Here is a 17,517-nt window from a genome sequence, read left to right as displayed (position 1 = left end):
TATGGCGGGGCCGACAGGCCAGTTCACGGCCCCGAGTCAATTGCCGAAAGGGAGAATCCAGATGTTCGTGCCCAGCTTTTACCGTGAACCGGGCAGTTCATGGATGGTGGACCTGATCCGTGGTAATCCACTGGCGCTCGCGGTGGCCAACGGCAGCTCCGAGGACGGTCCGTTCGCCACGCATCTGCCGGTCATCTTCGACCCCGAGACCTCCGGCGACTGGTCCGGCGAGCTGCCGGGGGCCACGCTGCTCGGGCACATGAACCGGGCGAATCCGCACTGGGCGGCGCTGCGGACGGGCAGCGTGCTGGTGCTGACGTTCACCGGTCCGCACTCCTATGTGTCGCCCACGGTGTACGAGGTGACCCCGGCCGCTCCGACCTGGAACTTCACCGCGGTGCATGTCCGGGGCGTGGTGGAGAAGATCGACTCGATGGAGGAGACACTGGGCGTGGTGGAGTCCACCGTGCACGCCTTCGAGGGGGCGTTCGGCAACGGCTGGGACATGACCGAGTCGCTCGACTACTTCCGCAAGATCGCGCCCGGCGTGGGGGCCTTCCGGCTCACGGTGACCCGGGCCGAGGGCATGTTCAAGCTCAGCCAGGAGCAACCGGGCGAGGTGCGCAACCGGGTACGGGAGTCGTTCGGGCAGAGCGGGTGCACGTACAAGCGCGAGACCGCCGGGCTGATGAGCCGGCTGCCCTGACCTGCCGTGGGTTCTCGGCGCCGGGGCTCAGGCGCCGACGGCCACCGGCCGGGTCCGCTCGGCGAGGCCCTCGGGCCGTGCGTTCTCCTCGGGGGCACCCACGGCCGGCGCGGCCGGCGCCTTGATGCCCCGGGAGATCTCCGCCCGCTCCGCCGGGCTGCCGAGCTCCTCCAGGGCGCTCGCGGCCGCGCTGTCCAGCGTGGTCATCACCCACTGCTCGAAGTCGACGCCCAGCTGCTCGGCGGCCTTGTGCCACCACTGAAGACGGCTGCCGGGGACCTCCAGGCGGCGGCTCGGCTCGGCGGGGCCGCGCTGCTGATGCTCGCCCTGGCGCGCGGCCCGGATCGCGCTGCGCAGCTGCTTGGTCGTCCACTGCCGCTGCTCGGCGCGGTCGAGCCACAGGTCCTGTTCCTCGACCGGCATGGAGGCCAGCTCGGCGTGGTGCTGGAAGCTGAGGGTGGGGCGGCGCCGGGTGAGGTCGAAGCGTCGTGAAACCCACGCGTAGTTGCGCAGGGTCTGGTACGAGAGGCCGGCGGCGCGTATCCCGCGCTGGTACCGGTCGGTGTAGTGGTCCTTGCCGTATACGAGCCAGTCGCCCAGCCACCAGGAGGACGAGTCGAGGACGTCGGCGAGCTGACGCCCGGCCCGCTCCCACTCGTCGTAGGCCATCTGGGTCGGCATCTGAAGGCCCACCTTGGTCGTCAGCACCTGGCCGCGGCGCGGTGCGGCTCCCGCAGTACGCGGCTGCGGTGGTGGGGGCTGCGGGAGAGCGGTTGCCGGGCCGTTTCGCGACCCCGCGGATTGACCGGCCTGACGCACCATCATGCCTCCATGAGAAGGGTGCACATAACTGGCGTGAAGTCTCCCGTGGCGGCTTGAAGCGGCGGCGGAGCGGCGCTCGAACGACCGTGCGCCGAACGTCCCGTCGACGGGACGAAACACGACCACCAGGGCCGCAGTGCATTGAGCGCCTCTTTCCTTCACCGCGTCCTGACCGGAGGGTATGTTCAATATCGGCCGGAATTCACTGCCGAGGCACGGCTCCATTTCCCGCCGCCCCATTCCATGCGCGCGCACAGCGATTGCGGGCCATTTCTGTGCCCGCCCGCCCGTACATCCACGTCATGATCGCGGAGGAGGGTCCTCTGATGGGTCTTCGACTGGCCACGGCCGACGACGGCACCCCGGCTCCGGTCGACGCGGGGGAGCCGGCCGGAAGGCGGCGGGCCACGATGCCCGTGGACTCACTGCCGGAGTCCTTCTCGCCCAGGATCAACGGCGAGGACAGCGAGCGCATCCAGCTGCTCGCGGGGCTCGATTCGCCGCTGCCGCCGATTCTGGTGCACCGCGAGACGATGCGGGTCATCGACGGGATGCACCGGCTCAAGGCGGCACGGCTGCGCGGCGACGACTCCATCGACGTGGAGTTCTTCGAAGGCGGTGAAGTGGAGGCCTTCACCCTGGCGGTGTGGCTCAACATCACCCACGGGCTGCCGCTGTCTCAGGCCGACCGGACGGCCGCGGCGCAGCGGATCCTGGGGGCCCGCCCGTACTGGTCGGACCGGCGGATCGCCGCGGGCGTCGGGCTGGCGGCCAGCACCGTCGCGGCCATCCGGCGTCGTTCGACCGGCCGGAACGAACAGCTGAACGCACGCGTGGGCCGGGACGGACGCGTCCGTCCGCTCCAGGCGACCGAAGGGCGGCTGCGGGCCGGTAAGTTGATCGCCGCCAACCCCGGGGCGTCGCTGCGTGCGATAGCCCAGCAGGCGGGCATCGCCACGGCCACCGCCAAGGACGTCCGGGACCGCATCCGACAGGGCCAGGACCCCCTGCCGGCCAAGCGACAGCCGACGAAGCCGAGTTCACCGGCGCCCGAGCCTGCCCCGCCCCGCCCCTCCGCAACGGCCCTCGACCGACTCCTCCCCAACCTGCGCAAGGACCCGTCCCTGCGCACGGAGGCCGGCCGGACGCTGCTCCACCTGCTGAGCGTCCACTCGATCGGCGACGACACGAAGTGGCTCCGCCTCGCCCGAAGCGTGCCGGCCCACCGCACAGACGCCCTCGCCAAGGCCGCCCGCCGCTGCGCCGCCCACTGGCTGCGCTTCGCCGACGAACTCGACACCCGACGGATGTGACCCACGAGCCGGCCCGCCGCCGATGCCTCGCCGCACGCCACGGACCCCCTCGCGCAGGCTCTACGCCGCTGCGCTGACCCTTGGCTGCGCCTCGCCGATGAACTCGACGCCCCGCGGGGTGAGATCGTCGCCGCCACGTCACCGCGCGCAGCGGACGGCTCTCGCACGGAGTGTGCCCGGACACCGCGCGCAGGCTGCACGCCGTAGTGCTGGCGAACTCGACGCCCGGCGGGGTGAGTTCGCCGCCGCCTCACCGCGCGCCGCGGACAGGTCTCGCACGGAGCCGGCTCGGACACCGTGCGGATGTCCTCTCGCGGGCTGCACGGCCGTTGCGCTGGCGAACTCGACGCCCGGCAGGGTCAGACCACCGCCTCCATCTCACCCCGCGCCGCAGACAGGGCCGCCCCGAAGCAGTCGAGGAAGGTGTCCACTTCGCGGTCCGACACGATCAGGGGTGGGGCGAGTCGGATGACGTCCGGGGTCACGGCGTTCACCAGGAGGCCCTTGGTTTGGGCCGCCTGCTGTACGTGCGGTGCGAGGTTTCCGTTGAGTGCGATGCCCAACAGCAGGCCGGCGCCGCGGACTTCGCGTATCAGTGGGTGGTCCAGGGTCTGAAGGCCGCGACGTAGGCGCTCCCCTGTTCTGGTCACGTGGTCGAGGATGCCCGTGCCTTCGATGGTGTCCAGTACGGCGAGGGCGGCCGCGCACACCACGGGGTTTCCGCTGAAGGTGGAGCCGTGTGTGCCCGGCGTGAGCAGGTCCGCGGTCGTGCCGAAGGCGAGTGTCACGCCGATGGGCAGACCGCCGCCCAGGCCCTTGGCGAGGGTGACGACGTCCGCGTCGACGCCTTCGGCCTGGGCGGCGAACCAGCGGCCCGTGCGTCCGATGCCGGTCTGGATCTCGTCCAGGACGAGGAGGGTGCCGGTCGCCGCGGTGATCTCGCGGGCGGCGCGCAGATAGCCGGGCGGCGGCACGACGACGCCGTTCTCCCCCTGGAGGGGCTCCAGCATCAGCAGCGCGGTGTCCGGGGTGACGGCGGCACGCAGGGCCTCGACGTCCCCGTACGGCACATGGCTGACGTCGCCCGGCAGCGGCTGGAAGGGGCGCTGCTTGGCGGGCTGGCCGGTGAGGGCCAGGGCCCCCATGGTGCGGCCGTGGAAGCCGCCGGCGGCCGACACCATGTGCGTACGGCCGGTGAGCCTGCCGATCTTGAACGCCGCCTCGTTGGCCTCGGCGCCGGAGTTGGAGAAGTAGACCCGGCCCTGGCGCCCGGTGAGTCGGAGCAGGCGCTCGGCGAGCCGCACGGTCGGTTCGGCGATGAACAGGTTCGAGACATGGCCGAGTGAGGCGACCTGCTCGGACACGGCCCGTACGACCGCGGGATGCGCATGGCCGAGCGCGTTGACCGCGATGCCGCCGGTGAAGTCGAGGTACTCGTTGCCCTCCGCGTCCCACACCCGGGCGCCCCGGCCTTTGACCAGCGGCAGCCGCGGAGTGCCGAAGTTGTCCATCATGACGCCCTGCCAGCGACGGGTCAGCGCCGCGTTGCCCGTCCCGGTGATGTCCAGGCCGTCGCTCATGCCACCGCTCCCTCGAAGGTGCGTCGAAGCTCTGCGTCCGCGCCGATCCGGTCGTCGTCGACCATGGCGGTGCCGCCGGATTCGATCACGACGGTCCTGCCGTGACGGCGCCCCGTCCATGGCAGCGCCGCGCTCATGAGGAGTACTCGCTGTTCTCGTGGACGTAGTCGGCGGTGAGGTCGTTGGTCCAGATGACGGCGGAGGCCGTGCCCGCGGTGAGGTCCGCGGTGATGGTGACCTCGCGGTCCGTCATGTCGACCAGCGCGCGGTCCTCGCCGACCGATCCGTCCTTGCAGACCCAGACGCCGTTGATGGCGACGTTCAGCCGGTCGGGTTCGAAGGCGGCGGAGGTGGTGCCGATGGCGGACAGGACGCGGCCCCAGTTGGGGTCCTCGCCGTGGAGGGCGCACTTGAGGAGGTTGTTGCGGGCGATGGAGCGGCCCACCTCGACGGCGTCGTCCTCGCTCGCGGCGCCCAGGACCTCGATGCGGATCTCCTTGCTCGCACCCTCGGCGTCCCCGATGAGCTGCCGGGCCAGGTCGGCGCAGACCGCGCGGACGGCCTCGGCGAACTCACCGGGCTCCGGGGTGACTTCGGAGGCTCCGGAGGCGAGCAGCAACACCGTGTCGTTGGTGGACATGCAGCCGTCGGAGTCGACCCGGTCGAAGGTGACCCGGGTGGCGTCGCGCAGCGCCCGATCCAGGTCCGCGCCCTCCACGGCGGCGTCCGTGGTGAGCACGACGAGCATGGTGGCGAGCCCGGGGGCGAGCATCCCGGCGCCCTTGGCCATGCCGCCGACGGTCCACCCGCCCCGGCTGACGGCGGCCGTCTTGTGCACGGAGTCGGTGGTCATGACGGCGACGGCCGCGTCCTCGCCGCCGGACTCCGACAGCCGGGTGACGGCGCTGTCCACGCCGGCCAGGAGCCGGTCCATGGGCAGCGGCACACCGATCAGCCCGGTGGAACAGACCGCCACGTCCGCCGCGTTCAGGCCGAGCCGTTCGGCTGCTTTCTCGGCGGTGGCGCCGGTGTCCTTCAGGCCCTGCGGACCGGTGCAGGCGTTGGCGCCGCCGGAGTTGAGCACGACGGCGCGGATCTCACCGTCCGCGAGGACCTGCCGGGACCACTGGACGGGGGCGGCCTGCACGCGGTTGGACGTGAAGACGCCCGCCGCGGCGTGACACGGCCCGTTGTTGACGACGAGCGCCAGGTCCCGGTTGCCGTTCTGCTTGATTCCGGCGGCGATGCCCGCCGCGGTGAAGCCTCGTGCTGCGGTGACGCTCACGGTGCGACTCCGATCGTGGAAAGCCCCAGGTGCTCGGGGAGGCCGAGGGCGGCGTTCATGCTCTGGACGGCCCCGCCCGCGGTGCCCTTGGTGAGGTTGTCGATGGCGCTGATCGCGATGATCCGGCCGACCGCGGGGTCGAGGGTCACCTGGATCTGCGCGGCGTTCGAGCCGTACACGGCCGCCGTGCCGGGCCACTGCCCCTCGGGCAGCAGCCGGACGAACGGCTCGTCGCCCAGCGCCTTCTCGTACGCGGCCCGTACCTCGCCCGCACCGACCCCGGGCCGCGCGGCGGCGGAGCAGGTGGCGAGGATGCCGCGGGGCATGGGGGCCAGGGTCGGGGTGAAGGAGACGGCGACCCGGCGACCCGCCACGGCGCTGAGGCTCTGCATCATCTCAGGCGTGTGCCGGTGGCCACCACCCACGCCGTACGGTCGCATGGAGCCCATGACCTCGGCTCCGAGCAGGTCCGCCTTGGGTGTCTTCCCGGCGCCGGACGTGCCGGACGCCGCGACGACCACCGCCTCGGACTCGGCCAGCCCCGCCGCGTACGCGGGAAAGAGGGCCAGCAGCACGGCGGTCGGGTAGCAGCCCGGCACCGCGATACGCCGGGTGCCCGCCAACGCGGCGCGGGCGCCGGGCAGTTCGGGCAGGCCGTAGGGCCAGGTGCCGGCGTGCGGCGAGCCGTAGAACCGCTCCCAGTCGGCCGCGTCCGCGAGACGGAAGTCCGCGCCGCAGTCGACGACGAGCGTGTCGTCGCCCAACTGCCGTGCAAGGGCGGCGGACTGGCCGTGCGGCAGGGCCAGGAAGACCACGTCATGCCCTTCGAGGGCGTCGGCCGTGGTGGGCCGTACCTCCCGCTCGGCCAGCGGAGTCAGGTGCGGTTGCAGGGTGCCCAGACGCTGTCCCGCGCTGGAGTGCCCGGTCAGTGCACCGATCTCCACTTCAGGATGGGCCAGGAGCAGGCGCAGAAGCTCGCCCCCCGCATAACCGCTCGCTCCGGCCACGGCCGCTCGCACTGCCATAGAACCTCCCCGTCGACAGACATGCCGTTCCGTTCTAACGCGATCCGGGCTTTCCCAGGGAAGACGGGTCGCAGAACTCGGCGTTCAGGGTGGGGAAGATCCCCGATACTTCCCAGTCGCTGTTGTAGTTGAACGTGAGCTGGTGGCGGCCGTCCTCGGTGAAGGCGGCCAGCGTGAGCCACCCCACCGTGCCTCCGTCGTGGTACCAGATGGTCGTACCGCAGCTCAGCGTGAGCTGTTCGACGCCGAGTCCGTAGGACGCGCTCGGGAAATCGGGGTTGACGACGGTCGTCTTCAACTCCTTCAGCTGCTGCGCCGGCAGCAGCTTCCCGCCCATCAGGGCGCCGTAGAACCGGTTCAGGTCGCCCGCGCTGGAGATGATGTCGCCGTCGCCCCAGCCCTGCGACCCGTTCAACTCGGTGACGTCGTCGATCCGGTCGGGCTGCGAGCTGAAGAACAGCTTGGAGTAGCCGCGGCTGCTCGGCTGGGGCAGCCGGGTGCCCGTGCCGGCGTGGGAGGTCGCCTTGAGCCCCAGGGGCTTGATGATGCGCCTGCGCACCTCGTTCTCGTACGACGTCCCGCCGACCTTCTCGACGATCAGCGCGGCGAGGACGTCATTGGTGTGGGAGAACGAGTGCCCGGCACCGGGCTGGGACAGCGGCGCGTGGGAGAAGGCCACCTTCAGGCGCTGCTGGGGCGTCAGGGTGTCGTACCGGTGCTGGAGGAAGCCGTCGCCCAGGATGTACGTCTCGTAGTACGTCACGTCGAGGATGTAGTCGAACAGACCGCTGGTGTGGTTGAGGAGCTGCCGTACGGTGATCTTGCTGCCGTCGTTGCCGTTGCCCGTCACCAGCCCGGGCAGATGACGCTCCACGGTGTCGTCGAGACTGAGCTTCTTCTCCGCCTCCATCTGGAGGAGCACCGTCGCCACGAAGGTGTTGGTGATGCCGCCGGCCCGGAACCGGTCGTTCTTGCCGCGCGGCGCACCCGTCGTCCGGTCGCCCACGCCCGCAGCCGACTTCCAGACCCCGTCCGCGTCCCGTGCCTCGGCGGTGACGCCGGGCACACCGGCCGCGACGGTCGCGTCGATCGCGCGCTGCGTCGCCTGGTGGCCGGCCGCCTTGGGAGCCGTGTCCCCCGACGCCCGGGCGGGACCCGTGAAGGCGGTGGCCGTGATCGCGATCGCCGCCAGCCCGACCACGCCGGCCCCTGGTCTCGTCCGTATCGTCATCGACATCGTCATTTCCCGCTCCTGAGAGTCGTGTTGGGGAGGTGCGTACCGCAGCCGGTCAGGTCAGGCCGCGGGCGGCTGGAGCTGCTCGTCACGTCGGTGCGCGAGACGGCCCCGGTGGACGGCCCCCAGGCCGCGCCCCGAGCCGTCCGTCACCCGCTGTGCGGTGCTCGCCGTCAACTCATTGAAGCGGCACAACAATTGGTTCTGCTCGCGTTCCAGTCGCTCGATGCGACCGTGCAGGCGGGCTATCTCCTCGTAGAGGGGGCGCACCGCGTCGTGGACCGTCGCGTCCGCCTCCGCGGGCGTCTTTTCGGCCTGCGACGGCGGGCGGGGGCCCGCGGCCGTGGCGATCGCCGGGTCGTGGTGGAGGATCGCCTCCATCAGGCCGCGCAGGGCCGGGCTCGGTTCGACGCCGAGTTCGTGCACCAGGCGGTTGCGCGCCCGTTCGTAGACACCGAGCGCCTCCGCCTGCCGGCCACAGCGGTAGAAGGCGACCATCAGCAGGTCGTAGAACCGCTCCCGCATGGGGTGGTCGGTGGTGAGCTCCACCAGCTCGCCGGTGATCTCGCCATGGCGCCCGGTGCGCAGATACGCGTCGTACATCATCTCCAGGGCGATCAGCCGGTGCTCCTCCAGCCGGGCCGCCTCGACCGCGCAGATGTCGCCGAGGACGCTGCCGTCCAGGGCCGGGCCGCGCCACAACGACAGGGCCCGGCGCAGCAGTTCACCGGCCTGCCCGGGCGCGCTGCGCAGGATCCGGCGGCCCTGGTCGGTCAGGTGCTGGAAGCGTGCGGCGTCCGTTTCGACGGGGGCGGGCCGCAGGCAGTAGCCGCGCGAGGTGGTCACGATCCACGGGTGCTGCGCATGGTGCTCGTGGTGCCCGACGGGCTGCTCCTGCGGCACGGACAGCAGCCGGCGCAGCCGGGCCACATGGACCTGCAGCGCGTTCGCCGCGTTGGCGGGCGGGTGTTCGCCCCACAGCTCGTCGATGAGGCGCTGCACGGAGACATGGTGTCCGGCCTTCACCACCAGCGCCCCCAGCAGCGCACGCTGCTTGGCACCCGTGGGCAGGATCTCCAGACCGGTACGTTCGTCCTGGACTTCCACGAGACCGAGAATGCGGAACTGCATCTCTCCCCCTCACCCGCGCCGGCACCAGAGGTTCAGGAGGAGCGCGTCGCGCCCGCCGCGTCGAGTGCCGTGGTCGCGTCTTGTTCGATCTGCCGGAGCAGCGGCCCGGGATCGTCCTGGAAGTAGAAGTGGCCGCCGTCGAAGACCCGCAGGCCCAGGAAGTGCTCGGTGTGCTCTGCCCAGCCCGCCACCTGCGGCGGTGCGGCGGAGAGGTCCTCGCGGCCCGCGAAGGCGGACAGCGCCACGGGCAGCGGACCGGTGTCGGAAGCGGGGCGCCAGTTCTCCACCAGGCTCAGATCGGCCCGGATGACCGGGGCGAACAGGGCCCACAGGTCGGGGGCGTCGAAGACTTCGTCGGGCGTGCCGCCGAGCCGCTTCAGATGGGTCCGCAGCTCGTCGTCGGGCAGCTCGTGGTACCGCGTCCGCTGCCCCTGCGACTGCGGTGCGGGGCGTGCGGAGAGGCCCACCCACACCGGCAGCGGCAGGCCCCGGTCGACGGCCCGCCGGGTGATCTCGTACGTCACGAGGGCGCCCATGCTGTGCCCGAACAGGGCGTAGGGGCAGGTCAGTTCGGATTCGATGGTGCTCAGCACGCAGTCGGCGAGGCGGCCGGCGTCCGTGATCTGCGGCTGGTCGAGGAGGAGGCCGTGGCCCGGGGCGTCGAGCAGCCGCACGTCCCATGTGTCCGGCAGCCCGGCCGGCCACTGGCGGTACAGCAGGTGTGAGCCCCCCGCGTGGTGCAGGACGAACAGGCGCAGGGCAGGTCGTGTGCTGTCCATCGCTCTCCCTCGGATCGGGCCGCGCACCCTCGGACCATAGAACGGCGTGCGGCCGGCCGGGCGCGGGCTCCAGACGGGCTCTTCCGTCGGTGTGGCGGCCCTTGAGCGATCCCCGGGGGGCGGGCTCCACCAGTACTCGCCCGGGTCTCGAAAGAACTCCGGAACAGTGGGTGGTCGGCCACCGGTGACACGGGCGGCCGAGCCCGTACGACGCCGTGGCCCGGCCCACAAGGCCAGGGTCCCGCACCACCGCCCGGACCGGAGCGGACAGCGGACGGGTCGATCGGCTGCCGTACGTTCCCATCCCCGGAACGCGAGGCAGCCGATCTTGTTTTTTCGAGTTCGAGCCGGACCGGTCCGGTTCTTGAGCGGACCTCAAGCGCCGGGCCGCAGGGTGGTGCCGAGGGGCCGGGTGGAGCACGGCACCCGGCGACCCTGGCCGGAACCGGCCGGGAACCAACCGAGGAAGGGCAACCCCATGACCCCGCTGATCGTGGCCACCGAGTCCTACCCGTCCGAGACCGGCCCGCTGCTGGTCACCCCGCACGTGCCGGCTCAGGCCATGGACGAGGGCATTCTGGCCCAGATCGACGACGAGGGCATTCTGGCCCAGATCGACGACGAGGGCATTCTGGCCCGGCTCGACGACGAGGGCATCCTGGCCCAGGCCACGGACGAGGGCATCCTGGCCGAGCTCGACGACGAGGGCATTCTGGCCCGGCTCGACGACGAGGGCATCCTGCGGGTCTCCGGCCGGGAGCTGGCACCCGCGGCCTGACGTTCAGTGCCCCGCGCAGCCCGGCCCGGACGGTTGACACCGTCCGGGCCGGGCTGCGTACGCATGCACATCAGGACCGAGGGGCCGCACCGGGCAGTACCGGGCCCTGCGGCCGGGCCGCCAGTTCACCGAAGAGCGCGAAGTAGTCGTCCTTGAGCCGCACCACCCGCTCCTCGGAGAACAGGCCCGAGCGGTAGGCGAGGATGCAGCGCGCGCCCCGGTCGCCATGGCGCAGCCTGACGCTGAGCGGCCGTGCCACGGTCGTCGCCGTCGGAGAGAAGGTCCGGGCTCGCAGCGGCCCCAGCGTCCGACCGCCGTCGGCCGACGCCGCCGCCGGGAGGTGCAGTTCATCCTCCGCGGTGAACTGCACCTGGAAGAGCCGGTCGAGCAGCGTCGGGTCGGGCAGCCCGGCGGCCAGCAGATGCGGAGGCACCTCGTGCTGCGCCAGGTCGGCGGCGCTGGTGGTGCGTACCTGCTCGACGGCCTCGGCGAGCGTGCGGGCGGTGGTGAAGTCGGCGCGGACCACGACGTCGTTGGAGAAGTCCGCGACCAGATGGTGCAGTTCGCCGCGGTCACGGTAGGAGACCGGGGCACGGACACAGATGTCCGGCCGGCCCGACCAACGGGCCAGCAGGATCTGGAAGGCGGTGAGACCGACGACGTACAACGTGGTGCGATGGCGTACGGCCACCTCCCGCACCTGTGCGAACACCTCGTCGGGAAGGTCGAAGGAGACGGTGCGGCCGGCGATGTCGCCGTCCTCGTATCCGTCCGCCGGCCCCGTGCCCCGCCCGCCGATGTCGGTCGGCAGCTCGGCGGGCACGGCGCCCCTGAGGCGTTCGGCCCAGTAGGCGACCGTGCGCCGGCCGAGCTCGCCGCCGATCCGTGCCCGGTGCCAGGCGGCGAAGTCGGCGTACTGCACCGGGAGTTCGGGCAGCCGAGGTGCCGTGCCGGTGACGGCGGCCAGATAGTGCGCCGACAGCTCCGCCGTGACGCACTCCAGACCGCGGGCATCGCCGATGAGATGGTGCAGGCACACCACGACCAGATGCTCGTCGGCACCTTCCCGCAGCACCCTGAGCCGGGCGAGCGGTCCCTGGCCGAGATCGAACTGCTGGGCCTGCTCGGCGTCGTTGAACGACTCCGCCTCGCCGGGGCGCGCGGCACGAATGCCGAAGTCCGGCGCGGGGCGCGCCGCGACCACCTGGGTGAGGGCACCCGCCTCGACCCGGTAGGCGCTGCGCAGCGTCTCATGGCGGGCCGCCACCTGATTCCAGGCCGCGAGCAGCGCCCCGGAGTCCAGCGGCCCGGTCAGGCGCAGGCCGCCCACGATCAACGGCTGGCGGCGCGCCGTCGCGAGGCGTTCCCACATGCCCTCCTGGGCGGGCGACGCGGCAAAGCGCAGCTCGCCGTCGTCGGGCCTGGGCAGTACCGGCAGGGTGGACGGTGCCCGGCGCCGGGCGAGCAGCCGGGCCTCCAGCCGGCTGCGCTCCTCGAAGTCGTCCTTGAGAGCAGTGGTCATGCCTCAGTCCTCCTGTTCGAGGAGCGCGGCCACCTCGGCCTCGGACAGCTCGGCCAACTCCGCCAGCAGATCGGCGACTTCGGCGGGATCGCTCTCCAGGAGCAGCTGCTCGCCCACCAGCGCCGCCGTCTGCTCGACGGTCCCCGCCCGGGTCAGCAGCGTGCCCACCGGGAGGTCCACACCGAAGACGCTGCGGATGCGCTGCGCGATCCGGGAGGCCTGCAGCGAGTGGCCGCCGAGCGCGAAGAACTCGGTGGTGACCGACACCTCGGGCAGGTCGAGGACCTCGCACCAGATCTCGGCGATACGCCGTTCCGTCTCGTCGTGCGGCGGTGTGCTCCGCGCCTCGGCGAGCTGCTCGCGCGGGTCCGGCAGGGCGGCACGGTCCAGCTTGCCGTTGGCGCCGGTGGGCAGCCAGTCCAGCCAGACGTACGCCGACGGGATCATCGCCGGGGGCAGCCGCTCGCTCAGGAAGGCACGCAGCTCGGACGGCTCGGACCGGAGGTCGCCGGAGGCCACCAGATAGGCGGCCAGATACGCCTCGCCGTCATGGTGGCGGCACAGCACCACCGCGTCGCCCACCGCCGGGTGCCCGGCGAGGGCCACCTCCGCCTCGGCCGGCTCGACCCGCTGGCCGCGGATCTTCACCTGGTGGTCGAGGCGGCCCAGGTACTCCAGGGTGCCCTCGGGCGTCCAGCGTGCGCGGTCGCCGGTGCGATAGAGCCGACCTCCGTTGCCGAACGGGTCGGGCACGAAGGTCCGCGCCGTCAGGGCGGGCCTGCCGTAATAGCCGCGGGCCAGCTGGATACCGCCGATGCACAGCTCCCCGGGCACCCCGGCGGGCACCAGGTTGCCGCGCTCGTCCAGGACGTGCAGCCGCACGCCGGGTACCGGACGTCCGATCGGCAGCCGGACCCTGTCCGTGGAACCGGGCCGCACATGCTCCGCGGTGACGTCGATGGCGGCCTCGGTGGGGCCGTACAGGTTGTGCAGTTCCACGCCCGGCAGCAGCGCATGGAAGCGCGCGGCCAGTTCGGGTGCCAGTGCCTCCCCGCTGCAGAACACCCGGCGCAGCGTGGTCGCGGCACCGGCCGCGGCCGCCTCGTCGAGGAAGACGCGCAGCATGGACGGTACGAAGTGGCAGGTGGTGACGGACTGTTCGGCGATGGTGCGGGCCAGATAGGCAGGGTCCTGATGGCCGCCGGGCTTCGCGAGGACGATGCTCGCCCCGACCCCGAGCGGCCAGAAGAACTCCCAGCCCGACACGTCGAATCCGACGGGCGTCTTGTGCAGCACGCGTTCGCCGGGCCGCAGCGGATGGTCCTGCTGCATCCAGGCCATCCGGTTGGCGACACCGGCGTGCTGGTTCATGACGCCCTTGGGGGTGCCGGTGGTGCCGGACGTGTGGATGACGTACACCAGACTGTCCGGCCGTGCGGTGGCCGGCGGCCGGGTGTCGGGGAATCCGGCGGCCCCTTCGTCGTCCACGACGACCGTGCGGGGTCCCCCGCTCCGTGCGGTCAGCGCGGCCGCCCCGCCCTCGGCGAGGTATGCGTCCGTGAGCAGCAACTCGGGGCGTACGTCATCGAGTTGGAGGGCCAACCGAGCCTGCGGGTGGTCCGGGTCGAGCGGCAGATAGGCGCCGCCCGCCTTGACCACCCCGAGCAGCGCGACGACCAGCTCGGGGGAGCGCGGCAGATACACCGCCACCGGCCGGTCGGGGCCGACGCCCAGGGAGCGCAGCCGGTGGGCCAGGCGGTTGGCGCGCGCCTCCAGCTGCCCGTAGCTGAGGCTTCTGTCGCCCCAGACCACCGCAGGGGCGTCGGGGGTGAGCTGGGCCTGCCGCTCGAAGTCGGTGTGTACCAGGCCGTCGGCCAGCGGGGTGCCGTCGCCGCTGAACTGCCGTACCACCCGGTCGTATCCGGCGTCGGTGAGCATCGGCAGGTCCGTGGCGGCGCTGCCGGGCTGTCCCGGCGCGCCCGCGAGGGCGAGGGCGAGGGCGTCCAGGAGTTGCCTGACGGTGTCGCCCGTGAACAGGTCGGCGGCGTACACCGCGTGGCCCGTGAGGCTGCCGTCCTGCTCCTCGCGCAGATGCAGGGAGAACTCGAACTGGGCACCCGGAGCGGGCAGTTCGAACGGCTCCGCCCGTACGTCGCCCGCCTGCCAGGGCGCCATCGGCAGGTTCTGAAGCGCCAGCGCGACACGCACCAGCGGGGCCCGGTGGTCGGTACGGGTCGCCCCGGTCAGGCCGACGATCTCGCCGTAGGGGAAGTCCTGGTGCCGGTAGGCCGCGAGACACGAGGCGCGTACCCGGGCCAGGAGTTCACCGAAGGCGGGTTCGCCGGAGGCGTCCACGCGCAGCGGCAGCGTATTGACGAACAGGCCGATCCGGTCGAGCGTCTCGGGCCGGTTCCGGGCGGCCACAGGGGCACCGATCACCAGGTCCCGCTGTCCGGTGAAGCGGGTGAGCACCGCGGACATGCCGGACAGCAGCACCATGAACAGGGTGGCGCGGCGCGCACCCGCATAGCTCTTCAGGCGGGTGACCAGCTCGGCGGGGAGCGCGAACGGCAGGGTGGCGCCCCGGGTGGACAGCGACTGCGGCGGCGGCGCGTCCAGCGGCAGGCTCACCGCCTCGGCGCCGGCCAGCTGCTCGCGCCAGAAGGCGGCCGCCTCGGCGTCCGCGCTCTCGTCGCGCGCCGTCACGGGTGCGGGCAGCGGCCGGGCCGTGGGGGCGTGTCCCGCGAGGCGTTCGCGGTAGTGCAGCCCCAGCTCGCGCAGCAGCAGTCCGAGCGACCAGCCGTCGACGGCGATGTGGTGCACCGCCACGGCGAGCGTCCAGGTGTCGGCGCTCATCCGCACCAGCGTGGCGCGCAGCAGCGGTCCCGCCGTCAGGTCGAATGGCCCCTTCGCCACCTCGGCCGCGATCTCCCGCGCACGCCGCCGCCGGTGCGCGGCATCGCCCTCGGCGGACACGTCCACCACGGGCAGCGAGAGCGGGCGTGGCGCCAGCTCGGTGCGCAGCAGGGTTCCGTCGTCGGCGGTGCTGAACCCGCAGTGCAGGGCGGGATGACGGGTGACGAGATCCGACAGGCTCAGGCGCAGCAACTCCGGGTCGACCGGGCCGAGGAGATCGATGCCGCCGGACACGTGGTAGGCGTCGCCGCCGCCGATCGCGTCGAGCAGCCAGATCCACTGCTGTGGCCTGGTCGCGGGTGTCACGGACGGCGGCGCGGCGGCCTCGCCGGAGCCGGAGCCGGTGGGAGCGCCGGTGTCCGGCGACCCGGCCGGCGCGGCAGCCGCCTCGGCGGACACCAGCGCGAACAGATCGTCCAGGGTGACACCGTCCAGGATGTCGGCCGCGGATATCTCCACCCCGAAGCGCTCGCGCAGCGCGCCGTTGAGGCGGGCGGCGCGGAACGAGTCGAGGGACAGGCTGACCAGGGGCACCGTGGTCCGCAACTCCTCCACGGGTACGTCGAGTTCGAGGGCCACCGTCTCGGCGACCGCCGCGTGCAGCGGATGCCCGGCCCCCGGCACGGTCCCGGGGGTCACGTCCGCCGTGTCGCGGCCGTCGGTGGCCAGGACGTCGAGCGTGCCGTCCAGCCACCGTTCCCGGCAGGCCCGGCGGCGGATCTTGCCGCTGGTGGTGCGCGGGATGGCGCCCGGACGCACCAGAACCGCGGCGTGCAGGGCCAGTCCGTGCTCGGCGGCCACCGCCTCCCGCACCGCGTCGAGCACCGCGGGAGCCTCCTCGGGGTCGAAGCCGCGCACCACCTCGTGCACCAGGACGACCTGTTCCTGGGCTCCGTCGTCGAAGGAGAACACGGCCCCGCGGGTCGGCTGAAGCATCGGGTGGGCCAGCTCGGCGGACTGCTCGATGTCCTGCGGATAGTGGTTGCGGCCGCGGACCACGAGCAGATCCTTGACCCGGCCGGTGACGAACAGCTCGCCGTGCCACAGGAATCCGAGATCGCCGGTACGCAGGAACTCCCGCCCCGGACGGCTGTCCAGCCGGGCGTGGAACACCTCGTCGGTCAGCTCCGGCCGGCCCCAGTAGCCGCCGGTGACGGTCGGCCCGCTGACCCAGATCTCGCCGGTCTCGCCGGGCAGGCACTCCCGGCCGGACGCCGCGTCGACCAGCACCACCAGATCCTCGCTCTGCGGCCGGCCGCACCCGGTCAGCGAGGCCGCCGCCGTGGCGTCGAGACCGGCGGACGCCGCCTGGCCCAGTTCGAGTTCGCGGCGGTCCGCGTGCAGCACCTTCGGCCGGCCGTGCTCGGGAGCGCCGCCGGTGACGAAGAGCGTGGCCTCGGCGAGGCCGTAGCAGGGGTGGAAGGCGGATCGCGAGAAGCCGCTGTCCGCGAAGGCGTCGGCGAAGGCGTCCAGGGTGGCGGGGCGCACCGGCTCCGCGCCGACCATGGCGTGCTGCCAGCTGCTCAGGTCGAGCTCGGCCCGCCGCTCGGGGCTGATCCGGCGCACACACTCGCTGTAGGCGAAGTCCGGCGCCGCCGACACGGTCGCCCGGTGCCGGCTGATCGCGTCGAGCCAGCGCACGGGGCTGCGGACGAACGCCAGGGGGGAGATGAGCGTGCAGGGGAACCCGGCGTACAGCGGCTGGAGAATGCCGCCGATCAGACCCATGTCGTGATAGGGCGGCAGCCAGCTCACGCCCCGGCTGTCCGGCCCGACGCCCAGGGCGTCGGAGATGGACCGGGAGTTGTGCACCAGATTGTCGTGGCGCACCATCACGCCCTTCGGCGTGCCCGTGGAACCGGAGGTGTACTGGAGGAAGGCCAGGTCGTCGGGGCGCGGGCCGGCGCCGGACCACAGCTCGGCCGTGGAGTCGGGGATCTCGTCGGTGACCAGCCACTGGATGGTGCCGATGGTGGCCAGTTCGGGGAACCCGGCCGTGATCGCGTCCATCACCATGCGGTTGCTCATGGCCAGTACGGCGCCCGCGTCGGCCCCGGTGGCGAGGACCGCCGTCAGTCCGCGCTTGCCCGTGGGCACGTAGACGGGCACGGCGACGGCGCCGGCGTACAGACAGCCCAGGAACGCCGTCACATAGTCCTCGCCTGGCGGGTAGAGCAGCATGACGCGCTCCCCGCGCAGACCGCGTTCGGTGAGCGCGGCGGCCACCGCACGGACCCGGCGGTCCAGGGCCGCGTAGCCGATGCCCCGCTCCGTGCCGTCGTCGTCGAGGAACTCGAGCGCGGTCAGATGCGGGGTGCTGTCCGCCCGGTCGCGGAGGATGTCGACGAGCGTTCCTCCACCGGGGCGGGCCGAAATCGTCACTGGAGCCCTCCTGGCATTGTCCTGCGGTACGTATCCGTGGCCCG

Annotated in this window: 13 protein-coding genes; 3 read left to right on the top strand and 10 right to left on the bottom strand. The window is 72.4% G+C overall.

Going from position 1 to position 17,517, the window contains the following annotated elements:
* Positions 1-61: 61 nt before the first annotated feature.
* A complete protein-coding gene (locus tag ACIHFB_RS41700; RefSeq protein ID WP_365284662.1) occupies positions 62-706 on the top strand; it encodes an FMN-binding negative transcriptional regulator in 645 nt (214 codons plus the stop codon).
* Positions 707-733: 27 nt separating this feature from the next.
* On the opposite strand, the gene ACIHFB_RS41695 is transcribed toward ACIHFB_RS41700, so the two are convergent.
* A complete protein-coding gene (locus ACIHFB_RS41695) occupies positions 734-1,399 on the bottom strand; it encodes an LmbU family transcriptional regulator (protein WP_400129621.1) in 666 nt (221 codons plus the stop codon).
* A gap of 455 nt (positions 1,400-1,854) precedes the next feature.
* Here ACIHFB_RS41695 and ACIHFB_RS41690 point away from each other — a divergent pair, with 455 nt between their 5' ends.
* A complete protein-coding gene (locus ACIHFB_RS41690; RefSeq protein WP_365284666.1) occupies positions 1,855-2,841 on the top strand; it encodes a ParB/RepB/Spo0J family partition protein in 987 nt (328 codons plus the stop codon).
* Between the two features lie 359 nt (positions 2,842-3,200).
* On the opposite strand, the gene ACIHFB_RS41685 is transcribed toward ACIHFB_RS41690, so the two are convergent.
* From ACIHFB_RS41685 to ACIHFB_RS41655, 7 genes are all read right to left on the bottom strand, one after another.
* Entirely contained in the window at positions 3,201-4,421 is a 1,221-nt protein-coding gene (locus tag ACIHFB_RS41685; RefSeq protein ID WP_400129607.1) for an acetylornithine transaminase, read from the bottom strand.
* The gene (locus ACIHFB_RS41680) at positions 4,418-4,558 is read right to left on the bottom strand and encodes a hypothetical protein (RefSeq protein WP_365284670.1); all 141 of its coding nucleotides are present in this window, start codon (positions 4,556-4,558) and stop codon (positions 4,418-4,420) included. The genes ACIHFB_RS41685 and ACIHFB_RS41680 overlap by 4 nt, the downstream gene beginning before the upstream one ends.
* Complete coding sequence (gene argJ / locus ACIHFB_RS41675) at positions 4,555-5,706, bottom strand: bifunctional glutamate N-acetyltransferase/amino-acid acetyltransferase ArgJ (protein WP_400129606.1); 1,152 nt, start codon at positions 5,704-5,706, stop codon at positions 4,555-4,557. Before argJ ends, ACIHFB_RS41680 begins: the two co-directional genes overlap by 4 nt.
* On the bottom strand, positions 5,703-6,731 hold the full coding sequence (argC, locus tag ACIHFB_RS41670; RefSeq protein WP_365284674.1) for an N-acetyl-gamma-glutamyl-phosphate reductase: 1,029 nt from the start codon (positions 6,729-6,731) through the stop codon (positions 5,703-5,705). Before argC ends, argJ begins: the two co-directional genes overlap by 4 nt.
* A gap of 34 nt (positions 6,732-6,765) precedes the next feature.
* Positions 6,766-7,962 (bottom strand): serine hydrolase domain-containing protein, encoded by a 1,197-nt coding sequence (locus ACIHFB_RS41665; RefSeq protein ID WP_400129605.1) that lies wholly within the window; start codon positions 7,960-7,962, stop codon positions 6,766-6,768.
* A gap of 63 nt (positions 7,963-8,025) precedes the next feature.
* Positions 8,026-9,096, bottom strand: a complete 1,071-nt coding sequence (locus ACIHFB_RS41660; RefSeq protein WP_365284679.1) for an AfsR/SARP family transcriptional regulator — start codon at positions 9,094-9,096, stop codon at positions 8,026-8,028.
* A 32-nt stretch (positions 9,097-9,128) separates the two neighbouring features.
* Complete coding sequence (locus ACIHFB_RS41655; RefSeq protein WP_400129604.1) at positions 9,129-9,875, bottom strand: thioesterase II family protein; 747 nt, start codon at positions 9,873-9,875, stop codon at positions 9,129-9,131.
* Between the two features lie 478 nt (positions 9,876-10,353).
* Between ACIHFB_RS41655 and ACIHFB_RS41650 the strand changes: the two genes are divergently transcribed.
* Entirely contained in the window at positions 10,354-10,653 is a 300-nt protein-coding gene (locus ACIHFB_RS41650) for a hypothetical protein (protein ID WP_400129603.1), read from the top strand.
* 70 nt (positions 10,654-10,723) lie between these two features.
* Here the strand turns inward: ACIHFB_RS41650 and ACIHFB_RS41645 are convergent, their stop codons facing one another.
* Both ACIHFB_RS41645 and ACIHFB_RS41640 read right to left on the bottom strand, forming a co-directional pair.
* Complete coding sequence (locus ACIHFB_RS41645; protein WP_400129602.1) at positions 10,724-12,175, bottom strand: condensation domain-containing protein; 1,452 nt, start codon at positions 12,173-12,175, stop codon at positions 10,724-10,726.
* Positions 12,176-12,178: 3 nt separating this feature from the next.
* Complete coding sequence (locus ACIHFB_RS41640) at positions 12,179-17,473, bottom strand: amino acid adenylation domain-containing protein (protein WP_400129601.1); 5,295 nt, start codon at positions 17,471-17,473, stop codon at positions 12,179-12,181.
* Positions 17,474-17,517: the final 44 nt, after the last annotated feature.

Source organism: Streptomyces sp. NPDC051963 (assembly GCF_044593495.1).
In the GTDB taxonomy this organism is placed as follows: domain Bacteria; phylum Actinomycetota; class Actinomycetes; order Streptomycetales; family Streptomycetaceae; genus Streptomyces.
This window is presented reverse-complemented; position numbering and strand designations above follow the sequence as displayed.